Here is a 13,511-nt window from a genome sequence, read left to right as displayed (position 1 = left end):
CTCTCCTGCGCGCGTCGGCCCGCTCCCGTGACGGCGTCGGGCCGACGCGCGTCGCGGGCCCCGCGGCGCTCAGGCGGTGCGCCCCTCCTCGGGCAGGACCTCCAGCTCCACGAGCATCTCCCGTCCCAGGGACTCGCCCAGCTCGGCGTCCTCGTCCCCCTCCGGTTCGACGCGCAGCGCGAACGTGTACAGGTCCTCGCCGCGCTCGACCCAGCCGACCCACCAGCCCGGCGCGGGGTCGGCCTCCCGGCCCCGCCCGGCCTTGGCGTGGAGGGCGTAGCCGTCGCCCTCCTCCAGGAGGGCGAGTGCGCGCACCGCCTCCTGGTGCGCGTCGTCCACGGGCAGTTCGTCGCGGGCCAGCCTGGCCAGGAAGGCGGTCTGCTCCATCGCGGAGATCTCCAGCGGCCCCTCCAGCCAGAAGCGGTCCAGCGCGTTCGCGTCGCCCACCGAACGGTTGCCGTAGTCCAGCCGGTCCACCCAGGCCGCCATCGGCCCGTGCCCGACCCGGCGGGCCACCTCCTGGTAGACGGGGACGTTCGAGTCGGGCAGGGCCTCGCGCGGGGCCGTGTCCCGCTCCCGCCGGTCGGCGGACCGGGATCCGCCCCCGTGGGGCACCACCTCGTCCACGTCCCCGACCGCGCCCGTCTGGAGCCCCACCAGTGTGCTGACGAGGTCGAAGGTGGACGCGGGGACCGCGCGCTCGCGGGCCCGCTCCGGACCCACCACGGTCGCCTCCCGCTCCATCACGTCGTGGAGCACGAAGGTGCCCTCCACACCCGCGTCGGCGAACACCGCTTCCAGGGCCTCGCGCTCGACGGCGGCCACGTCGCCCCGCGTCAGGGGCGGGGGCCCGGCCTCCGCCCCCTCCCGGGCGTGCCCGTCCGGCTCCCGCGGTCCGTCCACGGCCCCGGCGCACCCCGTGCCCGCGGCCAGGGACAGGACGCATCCGGCCGCGAGCGAGCGCGCCGTCCTCCCGGTGTCGGTTCGCATCCGTCTCCCTCCCCGGTCGGTACTCTCCGCACACGCTAATCCCCGCGTTCCCGCTCCAGGGTGGAGGCGGACGGAGTGTCGAAGACCGGAGGGGGCGCGGCGGACACGGCGCGGACGGCGCGCGACGGCGCCGCTCACGGGTGCCGCGCGGGAGCTCCCGCGCGGCACCGGGCACCCTTGGGCGCCGTTCACGGCCGCTGCTAGGCTGAACGTGTTGCTGACCCCGTACGGGAGAGTGCCCGCGTATCCAGCGCGGGCCGCCGAAGGAGCAATCCCTCCCCGAAGACAACCTCTCAGGCACAGCGGACCGTACGGGCGAGACCACTCTGGAAAGCAGGGACAGCCGTCCCTCGCCGAAGGTGCAAGCCGCGCCGAGCGCGCGGCGAAGCTCTCAGGCACAGATGACAGAGGGGGAGGATGGCAACGCCACGCACGTCACGACGCCCATCCTCTCGGGAGTGCCCATGTCAGATGCCGCATCCGCGCCGCGCGCGACAGCGCTGCGCGAGGTCCACGAGAAGGCCGGCGCCACCCTCGTCGACTTCGCCGGGTGGCTCATGCCGCTGCGCTACGGCAGCGAGACCGCCGAGCACCGTGCGGTGCGCGAGGCCGCGGGCCTGTTCGACCTCTCCCACATGGGCGAGATCCGGCTGACCGGCCCGCAGGCCGCCCAGGCACTCGACCACGCGCTGGTCGGCCACCTGTCCCAGGTCAAGGTGGGGCGCGCCCGCTACTCCATGATCACCGCCGAGGACGGCGGTGTCCTGGACGACCTCATCGTCTACCGGCTCCGCGAGGACGAGTACCTCGTCGTGGCCAACGCCGCCAACACCGCGGTCGTCGCCCCGGCCCTGGCCGAGCGGGCCGCGGGCTTCGACGTCGAGGTCCGCGACGAGTCGGCCGAGTACGCGCTGATCGCCGTCCAGGGGCCCCGCGCCGTCGACGTCCTGGCTCCGCTGACCGACGCCGACCTGGACGGCATCCGCTACTACGCCGGGTACGAGCACACCGTCGCCGGCGAGCCCGTCCTGCTCGCCCGTACCGGCTACACCGGTGAGGACGGCTTCGAGATCTTCGTCAGCCCCGCGGACAGGGCCCCCAAGGTGTGGGATGCCCTCATGGCCGAGGGTGAGCGGCACGGCCTCGTCCCCGCCGGGCTCTCCGCGCGCGACACCCTGCGCATGGAGGCCGGGATGCCGCTGTACGGGCAGGAGCTGACCGCCGACCTCACCCCCTTCGACGCCGGTCTGGGCCGGGTCGTGAAGTTCGACAAGGGCGACTTCGTGGGCCGCGCGGCCCTGGAGGAGGCCTCCCGCTCCTCCCGCCCCCGCCGCCTCATCGGCCTCGTCGCGCGCGGGCGCCGCCCGCTGCGCCAGGGCCAGGAGGTCCTGCGCGACGGCACCCCCGTCGGAACCATCACCAGCGGCGCGCCCTCGCCCACCCTGGGCCGCCCCATCGCCATGGCCTACGTGGACGGCGACCTCGACACCTCGACCGGCGCGTTCACCGTGGACGTGCGCGGGCGGGGCGAGGACGTCGACGTGGTCGAGCTGCCGTTCTACAAGCGGCAGTCGTAGGAGCAGGGGCCTTCACACCCCGAAGGCCCGCACGCCCCGGCGCGGCGGGATCCCCACACAGGGGACCCGCACGCACGGGGCGCGACCGGGCGTAGGCCGGGCCGGGCAGCCGTACGGGCGCGCGGCAGGAAAATGGAACACCTCCAAGGAGAGTTGAAGTGAGCGTTCCCACGGAGCTGGGTTACACCGCCAAACACGAGTGGGTCGTGGTCGAGGACGGGATCGCCACCGTCGGGATCACCTCGTTCGCCGCCGAGTCCCTGGGCGACATCGTCTACGTCGAGGTGCCCGAGGTCGGCAGCGAGGTGACCGCGGACGAGCCGTGCGGCGAGGTGGAGTCCACCAAGTCCGTCAGCGACGTCTACTCGCCCGTGAGCGGTGAGGTCACCGAGGTCAACGCGATCCTGGAGAACGAGCCCGAGACCATCAACTCCTCGCCCTTCGAGGACGGTTGGCTGTTCAGGGCCCGGATCTCCGAGGAGCCCACCGACCTTCTCTCCGCCGAGGAGTACACCAAGCTGACCGAAGGCGAGGAGTAGGCCCCCGATGGCTACTGACAACACGCTCAACCAGACGCTGGGCGAACTGGACCCCGAGGTGGCGGCCGCGGTCGACGCGGAGCTGGCCCGCCAGCGCGACACCCTGGAGATGATCGCCTCGGAGAACTTCGCCCCCCAGGCGGTGATCGAGGCCCAGGGCACCGTCCTGACCAACAAGTACGCGGAAGGGTACCCGGGCCGCCGCTACTACGGCGGGTGCGAGCACGTCGACGTCGTCGAGCAGCTCGCCATCGACCGCGCCAAGGCGCTGTTCGGCGCCGAGCACGCCAACGTGCAGCCGCACTCGGGCGCGCAGGCCAACACGGCCGTGTACTTCGCGCTGCTCAAGCCGGGTGACACCATCCTGGGCCTGGACCTGGCCCACGGCGGCCACCTGACCCACGGCATGAAGATCAACTACTCCGGCAAGATCCTCAACGCGGTGGCCTACCACGTGCGCGACGAGGACGGCACCGTCGACTACGACGAGGTCGAGGCGCTCGCCGAGGAGCACCGGCCCAAGATGATCGTCGCCGGGTGGTCGGCCTACCCGCGCCAGCTGGACTTCGCCCGCTTCCGCAAGATCGCGGACTCGGTCGGCGCGCTCCTGATGGTGGACATGGCGCACTTCGCCGGTCTGGTCGCGGCGGGGCTGCACCCCAACCCGGTGCCGCACGCCGACGTGGTCACCACGACCACGCACAAGACCCTGGGCGGCCCGCGCGGCGGCATGATCCTGGCCAAGGCCGAGCTGGGCAAGAAGATCAACTCCGCGGTGTTCCCCGGCATGCAGGGCGGGCCGCTGGAGCACGTGATCGCGGCCAAGGCGGTGGCCCTCAAGGTCGCCGCGGGCGAGGAGTTCGCCGACCGCCAGCGCCGCACGGTCTCGGGCGCCAGGCTGCTCGCCGAGCGGCTGACGCGGCCGGACGCGGCCGAGGTCGGCGTGAAGGTGCTCTCGGGGGGCACGGACGTGCACCTGGTCCTGGTGGACCTGGTGAACTCCGAGCTCAACGGCCAGGAGGCCGAGGACCGCCTGCACTCGATCGGGATCACGGTCAACCGCAACGCGGTGCCCAACGACCCGCGCCCGCCGATGGTCACCTCCGGTCTGCGGATCGGCACCCCGGCGCTGGCCACCCGCGGTTTCGGCGACGAGGACTTCGCCGAGGTCGCGGACGTCATCGCCGAGGCGCTCAAGCCGGAGTTCGACGAGGCCGCGCTGCGCGGCCGGGTCCAGGCGCTGACCGCGAAGTACCCGCTCTACCCGAACCTGTAGAGCCGCGCCGTGCGGGGCCGGGCGGCCCCGCACGGCGATCCCATGCCCGGGCCCTGTACTCGACGAGGAGGACAGCCATGGCCATCAGCGTGTTCGACCTGTTCAAGATCGGAATCGGACCGTCCAGCTCGCACACGGTCGGGCCGATGAAGGCCGCGCGCACGTTCGTGGCCGGACTGCGCGAGGAGGGCCTGCTCGACGGCGTGGCCCGCGTGCGCGCGGAGCTGTACGGCTCCCTGGCGCTCACCGGCAAGGGGCACGGCAGCGACCGCGCGGTGGTCCTGGGGCTGATGGGGCACACCCCCGAGCACGTGGACGTGGACGCGGTGCCCGAACTGGTGGAGGGGGTGCGCCGGGAGCGGACCCTGTACCCGGGCGGGCCCGAGGGGCCGCCGGTGGCCTTCGACCCGGCCGTGGACGTGGACTTCCGCCGCAGGGAGAGCCTGCCCGACCACCCCAACGGGATGCGGTTCGTGGCGCTGGACTCCTCCGGCGCCGAACTGGCGGCGAAGGTGTACTACTCGGTGGGCGGCGGGTTCGTCGTGGACGAGCGCGCGGCGGGCGCGGACCGGATCAAGGCCGACGACACCCGGGTGCCCCACCCCTTCTCCAGCGCCGAGGAGCTGCTGGGCATCTGCGCCGACACCGGGATGTCGATCAGCGCGGTGATGCTCGCCAACGAGCAGGCGTTCGGGCGCTCCCCCGAGCGGATCAGGGCCGAGCTGCTCGTGCTGTGGGAGGCGATGCGCCAGTGCGTGCGCCGCGGGGTGACCACCGAGGGCAGCCTGCCCGGCGGGCTGAAGGTGCCCCGGCGGGCGCACCGCCTGTACCGGCAGCTGGGCGGCAACTGCGACGAGTCGGGCCTGCTGGCGCCGACGGGGGTGGACTCCGACCCCATGCGCGGCAGCGACTGGATCACGCTCTACGCGCTGGCCGTGAACGAGGAGAACGCCGCGGGCGGCCGTGTGGTGACCGCGCCGACCAACGGGGCCGCGGGCATCGTGCCCGCCGTGCTGCACTACTACCTGCACTTCAGCCCGGGCGCGGGCGACGAGGGCGTGGTGCGGTTCCTGCTGACCGCGGGGGCCGTGGGCATCCTGTTCAAGCAGAACGCGTCGATCTCGGGTGCCGAGGTGGGCTGCCAGGGCGAGGTGGGTTCGGCCTCCTCGATGGCCGCCGCCGGGCTGGCCGAGGTGCTGGGCGGCACCCCCGCGCAGGTGGAGAACGCCGCCGAGATCGCCATGGAGCACAACCTGGGGCTGACCTGCGACCCCATCGGCGGCCTGGTGCAGGTGCCGTGCATCGAGCGCAACGCGCTGGCCTCGGTGAAGGCGATCAGCGCCGCGCGCATCGCGCTGCGCGGCGACGGCAGCCACTTCGTGTCGCTGGACAAGGTCATCCGGACCATGCGCGACACGGGCCGCGACATGATGGACAAGTACAAGGAGACCTCGCGCGGCGGCCTGGCCGTCAACGTCATCGAGTGCTGAGGGATCCGTCTTCCTCGCGGCCGACGTGGCCGCCCGCCGGGGCGCGGGGAGAGAGTACGGGGACCGCGCCCGGTCGGGAGCGGTCCCCGCGTGTGTCAGGCGTCGGTTCCGGTGGGCGCGGGCTCCTCGGCCGCGGCCACCCGCGCGGGGTCGGGGGCCTTGGTGACCAGGCTGGCCACGACGAGCGCGACCAGGGCGGCGGGCAGGGCGACGATGACCGCGTTGAGGCCGCCCGGGGTCCCGGCGATCTGCCAGCCGATGGTGGTGGCCGCGCCGACCACCAGCGCCGCGACGGCGCCCGCGGTGGTCGCGCGCTTCCAGAACAGCACCGACAGGACCACCGGGGTGATCGCGGCGCCGTAGACCGTGTAGGAGTACATCTGCAGCTCCAGCACGGTCGGGAAGAACAGGCTCAGCGCCAGGCCCGCGAGCGCGATGCCCAGGACCGACAGGCGCTGGACCACGAGCTTGCGGCGCTCGTCCACACCGTCCCCGGCGAAGCGGGCGTACAGGTCGTAGGCGACGTTGGAGGCGCAGGAGAGCATGTACGAGGACCCGGTCGTGATGACGAAGGCGACCGCCCCGGCCAGGATCAGACCGCCCAGCACCACCGGGAGGTAGCCCTCGGAGGCCAGGCTCAGCACCGCCATGTCGCCGTTGATGCCGGGCATGAGGATGGCGGCGCAGGTGGCGAGCAGCACGACGGGCACGAAGACGAAGAAGCTGCCCACGAACATGCCCAGGGTGGAGGAGCGCGCCTCGCGCTCGTCCTTGGCCGCGGCCAGGCGCTGGTACATGTTCTGGTCGGCGAGCAGGAGCAGGAAGAGCGGCAGGAAGTAGCCGAGCAGCTGCAGGGCGGTGAGTCCGCCGCTGAAGGTGGTCGCCTGCTCGGGAAGGCCGTCCCAGTAGGCGCCGGGGCCGCCGATCGCGGCGAACACCAACGGCACCGACACGAACAGGCTGAGCAGGATGAGGATGGCCGAGACGAAGTCGGTGTAGGCGACCGAGAACAGGCCTCCGGTGACGGTCAGCAGCGTCACGACGACCGCGATGAGCACGGTGCCCTGAGTGGCGGACAGCGGCGTGACCAGGCTGACGACGTATCCGCCGCCGACGAACTGCGAGGCGGTCAGCCCCAGGAAGGCGATGGTGGTGACCACGGCGGCGACGGTGCGCACCCCGATGCCGAAGCGCACCTCCAGCAGTTCGGGGATGGTGTGCCGGGACGCCCGGCGGATCCGGCGGGCCGCCAGGAGCAGGACCAGGATGCCCAGCGGCGTCCCCGCGAAGAAGACCATCCCGGCCGTCGGGCCGTAGGTGTAGGCGAAGTTGGCGCCGCCGATGATGGTGCCCGAGCCGACCCAGGTGACCAGCATGGTGGCGATCATGACCGGGCGGGGGAGGCTGCGTCCGGCGAACAGGAAGTCGTCACCGCCGCGCAGCCTGCCCGAGCGCACGAAGTAGAGGGCGATCCCGATCATGGCCAGGATGTACACGGCGAGGATCACGAGATGGGTCGTCTGCATGGGCCACCTTCGCGGCGAGGTTGGGTTCGGGGGACGTGCACAGGAGGGACCGCCCGCGGGGCGGCCCGACCGGGCCATGTAAGCAGCCCCGCCGCGTGAAATGCAACACTTATTGCAGCGAACGTGACCCTGATCACGTCACAGTCGTGTCACCGCGTCTTCCCAGGTCGTTCCCCCCGGCGTCGCTCAGAAGAGCTCCGTGCTCTCCCAGAGCCGCTCCGTGTCGCGCACCGCGGCCAGCACCTCGTCCCCGCCGAGGCGGGCCAGCTCGGCCAGCACCGCGTGGACGACCGCCATCACCGGGGTGAGCGAGGGGAACATGCCCACACCCTCGCTGGGCACCAGCAGCACGTGCGCCGCCCCCTCCGCCAGCGGGGAGTCCCTGCGGTCGGTGATCACCGCGACCGGCACCGACCGCTCACGGGCCACCCGCGCCGCCGAGCGCAGCGCGACCGGGAGCCGCCACAGGTCGCACGCCAGCAACAGGTCGCCGGGGCCCATCCGCGCCAGCGCGCTGACCAGGCCGGTTCCGCCCAGCTCCAGGCGCTCCACGTCGTAGCCCATGATCCCCGCGGCGTGCGCGAGCTGCACGCCCGGCGCCGCGAAGGTGCCCGAACCCACCACCCGCGTCCGGCGCGCCCCGTGCACCGCGCCCGCCAGGGCGCGCACCCGGGCGGGGTCCAGGGTCCGCTCCAGGTCGCGCAGCCCCTCGCGGTCGGCGCGGAAGGCCTCGCGCACGGGGTCGGCGTCGGACCCGGCGTGTTCTGCCAGGACCTCTCCGGCGCTGAGCGAGGCCAGGTAGCGCGAGCGCAGTTCGACGCGCAGGGCGGGCCAGCCGGTGAACCCCAGGGCCTGCGCGGCCCGCACGACCGTGGCGACGTTGACCCCGGCCCGCTCGGCGAGCTCGGCGGTGCTCGCGTAGGAGGCGAACCTCGGCTCGTCCCGCAGCACCCTGACCACGCGCTCGGCCGCGCGGCCCAGGCGTCCGCCGCCGAGCGCTGCCTCGATCCAGTCCGCCATCACCCCTCCGTCCCGGCGCCCCGGACCGCGCCGCACCCCAAGCGATACCACCCCCTCGGGGTGGCCCCCTCCCCGTGGTGCAACATATATTGCAACAACGCGAACCCCGACGGAGGTATCCATGACCCGCCAGTCAGAACCGCACATCCTCTTCACGGGCGCCGGGCTGCTCGACCCCGAGGCGGGCACGAGGACCCCCGGCTCCTGGCTCCTGGTGCGGGACGGCCTCGTCGCGGGCAGCGGCCGGGGAACCCCGCCCGAGGTGGGACCGCGGGTGCCGACCGTGGACGTGGCGGGGGCCACCCTCATGCCGGGCCTGATCGACGCCCACGTGCACCCGACCGCCTTCAGCGCCGACCTCGGCGCCGCGATGGACCAGTCGCCCGCCTACATCGCCAGCTACGCGGGACGGTCCCTGGGCGACATGCTCAGGCGCGGCTTCACCACCGTCCGCGACGTCGCCGGGGGCGACTGGGGGCTGGCCAGGGCGGTCGAGGAGGGGCTCGTCGACGGCCCCCGGCTCATGTTCGGCGGCAAGGCGCTGTCGCAGACCGGCGGCCACGGCGACTTCCGCACGCCCGGCCGCCAGGGCAACGACACCCACGCCTGCTGCCCCGGCGCGGGCATCGTCTGCGACGGGCCCGTGGAGTTCCGCCGCGCGGCCCGCGAGCAGCTGCGCACCGGAGCCCACCACCTCAAGATCATGCTCTCGGGCGGCGTCGCCTCCCCCACCGACCGCATCGACTCCACCCAGTCCTCCGAGGACGAGATCCGGGCCGTGGTGGAGGAGGCCGAGGCGGCCAACCGCTACGTGACCGGCCACGCCTACACCGCCCGCGCCGTCAACCGCGGGCTCCGCCTCGGCGTGCGCTGCATCGAGCACGGCAACCTCATCGACGAGAGCAGCATCGAGCTGTTCCTGGAGCACGACGCCTACCTGGTGCCCACCCTGGTCACCTACCAGGAACTCTCCCGGCAGGGGGCCGCCAACGGGCTGCCCGCGGCCAGCCAGGCCAAGGTGGACACCGTGCTCGACCGGGGGCTGGACGCCCTGCGCATGGCCCACGAGGCCGGGGTGAACCTGGTCTTCGGCAGCGACCTGCTCGGCGGCATGCAGGACCGCCAGAGCCAGGAGTTCGCCATCCGCGGCCGGGTCCAGCCCGCCGCGGACGTGCTGCGCGCCGCCACCGTCAACGCCGCCCGCCTGCTGGGGCTGGAGGGGGTCGTCGGAACCCTGCGCGACGGGGCGCGGGCCGACCTCGTCGTGGTCGACGGCGACCCGCTCACCGACATCGGGGTCCTGGCCTCGCCGGAGACGAGCGTGCGCACCGTGCTGCGCGACGGCCGGATCCGCCACGAGCGCGACGCCGTGCGCTGACGCGGCCGGCGGGCGCGGGCCCCGGGGCCCGCGCCCGCCGTCGCTCAGGAGATGGTGGCGGTCGCGTCCATGTACAGGAACTCCCACAGGTGGCCGTCGGGGTCGGCGAAGGAGCGCGAGTACATGCCGGTGTGCTCGGTGGTCCTGGCGTGGGTCGCCCCGGCCACGGCGGCGGCCTCGGCGATCCGGTCCACGTCCTCACGGCTGTCGGCGCTCAGGCAGGTGATCACCTCCGCGCCCGCGGAGGTGTCGGCTATCCCCGAGGGCGTGAACTCCGCGAAGAAGGGTTCGGACAGGAACAGGACGCGCGAGGTGTCGCTGACGACCATGCACAGCGCCCTGTCGTCGGAGAAGGCCTCGTCGTAGCCGAAGCCCAGCGCGCTGAAGAACTCCCGGGTGGCGTCGACGCTCTTGACGGGCAGGTTCACGAAAGTCGTTCGAGTCATGTGGCGAAGCTAACAGCAGGCACCGACAATCGGCGGCAACGGCTCAGGCCAGGCTGCGCCGCGGGTTCTTGGCAGGTGCCGTCATCGACATCCGCACGACGGCCGGGACCTGCTCCAGGTCCAGCGCCCGGCGCAGGTTCGCCAGCGCCTCCGAGCTCACCCGCCGCCACACCCCGGCCACGTCCGCGTCGTCGTCCAGGGTCAGCGCCAGGCGCAGGTGCGGCGCCTCGGCGGACTCGGTCAGCCTCGCGCGGGCGCGGCGCACGCCCGGGTAGTCGGCGACCTCCTGCTCCAGGGCCCCGCGGGCCACGTTCTCGGACATCTCCACCCGCCCCTGCTCCCCGCGCTCCAGGACCAGGCGCCCCACCGTGTCGTTGAGCCCCTGGGACATCAGCCAGCGCAGGGCCAGGAAACCGGCGACGAAGGCCACCGCGACCACCGCGTAGGGCACCCACTGCTGGTCGAGCGCCTCCCGGGCCCCGGGGCCGAGCAGGGCGCTGTCGGCCGCTCCCCCGCCGAACAGGCCGCGCCCGGCGGCCAGCGACGCCAGCCCGGCGACGAGCAGCACCGCCCCCACGACCGCCAGCCCCCACCGGTTTCCCCGCGCCGACCTGCGCGACCTGTCACCAGCCATGGTCAACCCTCCGCGTACCGCACGTGGGTGGCGATCCGCATGCTGCGCAGCGGCGCCAGCTCCTCCAACCGCCGCTCCACTGCCGCGGTCACCTCGGCGGGCAGCCCCGCCGACCCGCGCATCCCGGTGCGCGCGTGCACCCGGATCCTGTTGCCGCGCACCGTCACGTGCACGCCGTCGACGCCGCTGACGCCCTCGGCCGCGGCGGCCACCGCCCGGCGCAGCGCGGGCCGGGTCAGCCCCACCACCAGGGCGGGGTCGTCGGTGCGCAGGGCCGTCCAGCGCCCCCGTCCGGGGGCCAGGGCTGCCACGATCAGGGCCAGCCCGATCAGCGCCAGGACCGCCGAGGCGATCTGCACCGACGGCATCGACCAGGTCGTGGTCGCCGCGTACCCGCTGGCCGCGCCGACCGGGATCAGCCCCAGCGGGCTTCCCGCCAGGGCCGAGATCACCTCGGCGGCGGCCACGACGGCCACGAGGAGGATCACGAAGCCCGTGATCACCGCGGGCCAGGACCGCCGCGGACGGAACGTGTGGACGGCCACCCGCCTGGCCCGGCGGTCGACGCCCTGGTCGGGGCGTCCGAGCACCTCTTCCACGGTGGTCATGTCAGCGCACCAACTCCGCGATCTCGATGTCGATGTGGTGGACCCGCTTTCCGGTGATCTGCTCGATCCGCCGCCCGACGTGCCCGCGCACCCGTGCGGCGACCTCGCGCACCGAGTGCGGGTAGCGGACGCCGACCCTCAGCCTGAGCAGCACGACCTCGCCGCTCACCCGGGCCCGCGCCGTGCGCGACCGGGCGGGGAGGGCGCCGGGGACCTCGCGGACCGCACGCGCGGCCGCCTTCTCGACCACACCGGGTTCGATGACGGTGCGGCCGCCGGGGTCGCGTCCTCCCCCGCCCCCGCTCCGCTCCCGGGCGACCTCGTCGCCCGGGCGTTCCCTCTGTCGGGGAACCGTACTGGTCCGCACTCCGGCCACGTCCGCTCCCTCACATCTCAGGCGGAGCGCCGCGAGAACATCGCGGTGAGGTCGATCTCGCCCTCCATCGCCCGACCGGCGACGAACCCCGCGAGCCCCAGGATCAGGACCAGCGCGAAGGCCGTGAACCCGCCGAACGCGGCGGCAAGACCCAGTACCGTCCCGTAGGACAGTCCGACGATGGGCCACATGGCTTCCCCCTCTTGTCCAGCACCCGATGCTGCCTGCTCAACCACCCGTACGGGCGCCGTCCCGCAGTCCCGCGACCACGTCCTCCACGGACACGTGGACGGTACGGCCCCCGGCGACCGGGGTCAGGCCGCGGCGCAGCTCGGCGGCGATCTCCGGCAGGGGCCGCCCGAACCGGACCACGACGCCGACCTCGACGCTGTCGTCGCGTACCGCCACCCCCAGGACCCGTCCTCCGGGGACGGGCGTGGTCAGCGTGCCGAAACCCCCCGAGGACAGCTCCACCACGTCCGGGAAGCGCTCGGCCTCCCGCACCAGGCGCCGGGCGACCTCGCCCGGGTCCCCGTCGGCGGCCGCCATCACTGCACCCGGGGCGCGGACTCGCCGTCGTCCTCGCCGCGGTCGTCGTCGGGCAGGTGGATGTCGTCCACCCGGATGTTGATCTCGGTGACCTCCAGCCCGGTCATGCGCTCCACCGCCGAGGTGACGTTGCGGCGCACGGCCGCGGCCAGGTCCTGGATGGCGGCTCCGTACTCGACGACCAGGTCGATGTCGACGGCGGCCTGGCGCTCACCCACCTCGACCGAGACGCCCCGCGCGACCGAGCCGCTGTCGCCGCCCCGGGTCACCACGTCCCTGACCGCGCCGACCGCACGCGCGGTCCCGCCGCCCATGGCGTGGACGCCGCCGATCTCACGCGCGGCCATGCCGGCGATCTTGGCGACCACGCCGTCCGCGATCTGGGTGCGCCCGCCCTCATCGCGCGAGGAGTCCCCCCGGCTGGTCCGGCCCGACTCGCGGGCTCCCGGCACCTTGGTCTCGGTTCTCATGTCCGTCACTGGGTCCCCCTACGCAGTGTGCGGGCCGCACGGACGGTCGCGGCGCCGAAGGCGCCCCCGGACCGCTCCCCGCGTCTTCCCGGCGGATGTGCCCTCCCAGAGGGCCGGACCGAAACCCGGGCCCGTGTCCTGGCCGGAAGGATGTCGAACTGACCACACCATATACATACACACTGTATCCGACAAAGCACTGTGAGTAATTTTTCCTGGTCGGAACGGGCAAGGTCAGTCCCATCTCCGACCCAAAACAGCGTCGAGGATCTGGTCGGGGCAGGAAAACGCACGGGGGCGCCCTCGGGCGCCCCCGTGCGCGGACCGCACCCCGCCGCCGCGCGGGGGCGTCCGGCTCAGCCGAAGATGACCGTCTTGTCCCCGTTGAGCATACGCGGGTTGCGCGTGCCAGTTGACGCGCGGCGCCAGCGCCACCGACTCCGGTCCCGGCGAATCCCTTGAGCTCTCCGGGTTGTGGGTTTGGCAACCGGGAACACTTCTGTTCATGATGGGGCCTCTTGAAGTTGGCGGTGAGTATGGGGCGGGGCCCGATCAGTTTCCACCCGCGGGTGGGCTTGGTGGAGGGCCGGGGGGCCTTGAACCTGGGCAGGAAGGAGTGGGGATGTTGATGA

The 13,511-nt window shown here is 73.3% G+C and carries 15 protein-coding genes and 1 riboswitch; of the genes, 5 read left to right on the top strand and 10 right to left on the bottom strand.

Annotation, left to right across the window (positions count from 1 at the left end; all coding sequences use genetic code 11):
- Positions 1–69: 69 nt before the first annotated feature.
- Entirely contained in the window at positions 70–990 is a 921-nt protein-coding gene (locus NDAS_RS02170) for a penicillin-binding transpeptidase domain-containing protein (protein ID WP_013151481.1), read from the bottom strand.
- 218 nt (positions 991–1,208) lie between these two features.
- Positions 1,209–1,310: riboswitch (glycine riboswitch) on the top strand.
- 144 nt (positions 1,311–1,454) lie between these two features.
- Between NDAS_RS02170 and gcvT the strand changes: the two genes are divergently transcribed.
- The 4 genes from gcvT to NDAS_RS02150 all read left to right on the top strand — a co-directional run bounded on the left by gcvT (position 1,455) and on the right by NDAS_RS02150 (position 5,872).
- Entirely contained in the window at positions 1,455–2,567 is a 1,113-nt protein-coding gene (gene gcvT / locus NDAS_RS02165) for a glycine cleavage system aminomethyltransferase GcvT (protein ID WP_041552235.1), read from the top strand.
- Positions 2,568–2,725: 158 nt separating this feature from the next.
- Positions 2,726–3,106, top strand: a complete 381-nt coding sequence (gene gcvH, locus NDAS_RS02160; RefSeq protein ID WP_013151479.1) for a glycine cleavage system protein GcvH — start codon at positions 2,726–2,728, stop codon at positions 3,104–3,106.
- A 7-nt stretch (positions 3,107–3,113) separates the two neighbouring features.
- Positions 3,114–4,382, top strand: a complete 1,269-nt coding sequence (glyA, locus tag NDAS_RS02155) for a serine hydroxymethyltransferase (RefSeq protein ID WP_013151478.1) — start codon at positions 3,114–3,116, stop codon at positions 4,380–4,382.
- 77 nt (positions 4,383–4,459) lie between these two features.
- On the top strand, positions 4,460–5,872 hold the full coding sequence (locus NDAS_RS02150; RefSeq protein WP_013151477.1) for an L-serine ammonia-lyase: 1,413 nt from the start codon (positions 4,460–4,462) through the stop codon (positions 5,870–5,872).
- A 95-nt stretch (positions 5,873–5,967) separates the two neighbouring features.
- Here NDAS_RS02150 and NDAS_RS02145 read toward each other — a convergent pair whose 3' ends face one another.
- A complete protein-coding gene (locus NDAS_RS02145; RefSeq protein WP_013151476.1) occupies positions 5,968–7,398 on the bottom strand; it encodes a sodium:solute symporter family protein in 1,431 nt (476 codons plus the stop codon).
- Between the two features lie 186 nt (positions 7,399–7,584).
- Positions 7,585–8,418, bottom strand: a complete 834-nt coding sequence (locus NDAS_RS02140) for a MurR/RpiR family transcriptional regulator (RefSeq protein ID WP_013151475.1) — start codon at positions 8,416–8,418, stop codon at positions 7,585–7,587.
- Between the two features lie 121 nt (positions 8,419–8,539).
- On the opposite strand from NDAS_RS02140, the gene NDAS_RS02135 reads away from it, so the two are divergent.
- Positions 8,540–9,796: a metal-dependent hydrolase family protein gene (locus tag NDAS_RS02135; RefSeq protein WP_013151474.1), complete on the top strand. Its 1,257-nt coding sequence runs from the start codon at positions 8,540–8,542 to the stop codon at positions 9,794–9,796.
- Between the two features lie 44 nt (positions 9,797–9,840).
- Here NDAS_RS02135 and NDAS_RS02130 read toward each other — a convergent pair whose 3' ends face one another.
- The 7 genes from NDAS_RS02130 to NDAS_RS02105 are packed head-to-tail and all read right to left on the bottom strand — an operon-like array spanning position 9,841 to position 12,879.
- The gene (locus NDAS_RS02130) at positions 9,841–10,242 is read right to left on the bottom strand and encodes a VOC family protein (RefSeq protein WP_013151473.1); all 402 of its coding nucleotides are present in this window, start codon (positions 10,240–10,242) and stop codon (positions 9,841–9,843) included.
- Positions 10,243–10,285: 43 nt separating this feature from the next.
- Entirely contained in the window at positions 10,286–10,876 is a 591-nt protein-coding gene (locus NDAS_RS02125) for an alkaline shock response membrane anchor protein AmaP (RefSeq protein WP_013151472.1), read from the bottom strand.
- Positions 10,877–10,878: 2 nt separating this feature from the next.
- On the bottom strand, positions 10,879–11,484 hold the full coding sequence (locus NDAS_RS02120; RefSeq protein WP_013151471.1) for a DUF6286 domain-containing protein: 606 nt from the start codon (positions 11,482–11,484) through the stop codon (positions 10,879–10,881).
- 1 nt (position 11,485) lies between these two features.
- Positions 11,486–11,860 (bottom strand): Asp23/Gls24 family envelope stress response protein, encoded by a 375-nt coding sequence (locus NDAS_RS02115; protein ID WP_013151470.1) that lies wholly within the window; start codon positions 11,858–11,860, stop codon positions 11,486–11,488.
- Between the two features lie 17 nt (positions 11,861–11,877).
- Positions 11,878–12,051, bottom strand: coding sequence for a hypothetical protein (locus NDAS_RS28805; RefSeq protein WP_013151469.1), 174 nt, complete (start codon positions 12,049–12,051; stop codon positions 11,878–11,880).
- Positions 12,052–12,088: 37 nt separating this feature from the next.
- The gene (locus NDAS_RS02110; RefSeq protein WP_013151468.1) at positions 12,089–12,409 is read right to left on the bottom strand and encodes a hypothetical protein; all 321 of its coding nucleotides are present in this window, start codon (positions 12,407–12,409) and stop codon (positions 12,089–12,091) included.
- Complete coding sequence (locus NDAS_RS02105) at positions 12,409–12,879, bottom strand: Asp23/Gls24 family envelope stress response protein (RefSeq protein WP_081461688.1); 471 nt, start codon at positions 12,877–12,879, stop codon at positions 12,409–12,411. The genes NDAS_RS02110 and NDAS_RS02105 overlap by 1 nt, the downstream gene beginning before the upstream one ends.
- Positions 12,880–13,511 lie beyond the last annotated feature (632 nt).

The organism is Nocardiopsis dassonvillei subsp. dassonvillei DSM 43111 (assembly GCF_000092985.1).
GTDB lineage: Bacteria > Actinomycetota > Actinomycetes > Streptosporangiales > Streptosporangiaceae > Nocardiopsis > Nocardiopsis dassonvillei.
Note: the sequence above shows the minus strand (reverse complement) of the source record. Positions and strands in the feature narration are given on the sequence as shown.

What these genes read in the sequence shown, in the direction of transcription:
- NDAS_RS02110 (WP_013151468.1), bottom strand. Translation starts at nt 12,409, where the DNA reads ATGGCGGCCGCCGACGGGGACCCGGGCGAGGTCGCCCGGCGCCTGGTG.
- NDAS_RS02140 (WP_013151475.1), bottom strand. Translation starts at nt 8,418, where the DNA reads ATGGCGGACTGGATCGAGGCAGCGCTCGGCGGCGGACGCCTGGGCCGC.
- NDAS_RS02150 (WP_013151477.1), top strand. Translation starts at nt 4,460, where the DNA reads ATGGCCATCAGCGTGTTCGACCTGTTCAAGATCGGAATCGGACCGTCC.
- NDAS_RS02170 (WP_013151481.1), bottom strand. Translation starts at nt 990, where the DNA reads ATGCGAACCGACACCGGGAGGACGGCGCGCTCGCTCGCGGCCGGATGC.
- NDAS_RS02135 (WP_013151474.1), top strand. Translation starts at nt 8,540, where the DNA reads ATGACCCGCCAGTCAGAACCGCACATCCTCTTCACGGGCGCCGGGCTG.
- gcvT (WP_041552235.1), top strand. Translation starts at nt 1,455, where the DNA reads ATGTCAGATGCCGCATCCGCGCCGCGCGCGACAGCGCTGCGCGAGGTC.
- NDAS_RS02125 (WP_013151472.1), bottom strand. Translation starts at nt 10,876, where the DNA reads ATGGCTGGTGACAGGTCGCGCAGGTCGGCGCGGGGAAACCGGTGGGGG.
- NDAS_RS02120 (WP_013151471.1), bottom strand. Translation starts at nt 11,484, where the DNA reads ATGACCACCGTGGAAGAGGTGCTCGGACGCCCCGACCAGGGCGTCGAC.
- NDAS_RS28805 (WP_013151469.1), bottom strand. Translation starts at nt 12,051, where the DNA reads ATGTGGCCCATCGTCGGACTGTCCTACGGGACGGTACTGGGTCTTGCC.
- NDAS_RS02130 (WP_013151473.1), bottom strand. Translation starts at nt 10,242, where the DNA reads ATGACTCGAACGACTTTCGTGAACCTGCCCGTCAAGAGCGTCGACGCC.
- NDAS_RS02105 (WP_081461688.1), bottom strand. Translation starts at nt 12,879, where the DNA reads ATGAGAACCGAGACCAAGGTGCCGGGAGCCCGCGAGTCGGGCCGGACC.
- NDAS_RS02145 (WP_013151476.1), bottom strand. Translation starts at nt 7,398, where the DNA reads ATGCAGACGACCCATCTCGTGATCCTCGCCGTGTACATCCTGGCCATG.
- glyA (WP_013151478.1), top strand. Translation starts at nt 3,114, where the DNA reads ATGGCTACTGACAACACGCTCAACCAGACGCTGGGCGAACTGGACCCC.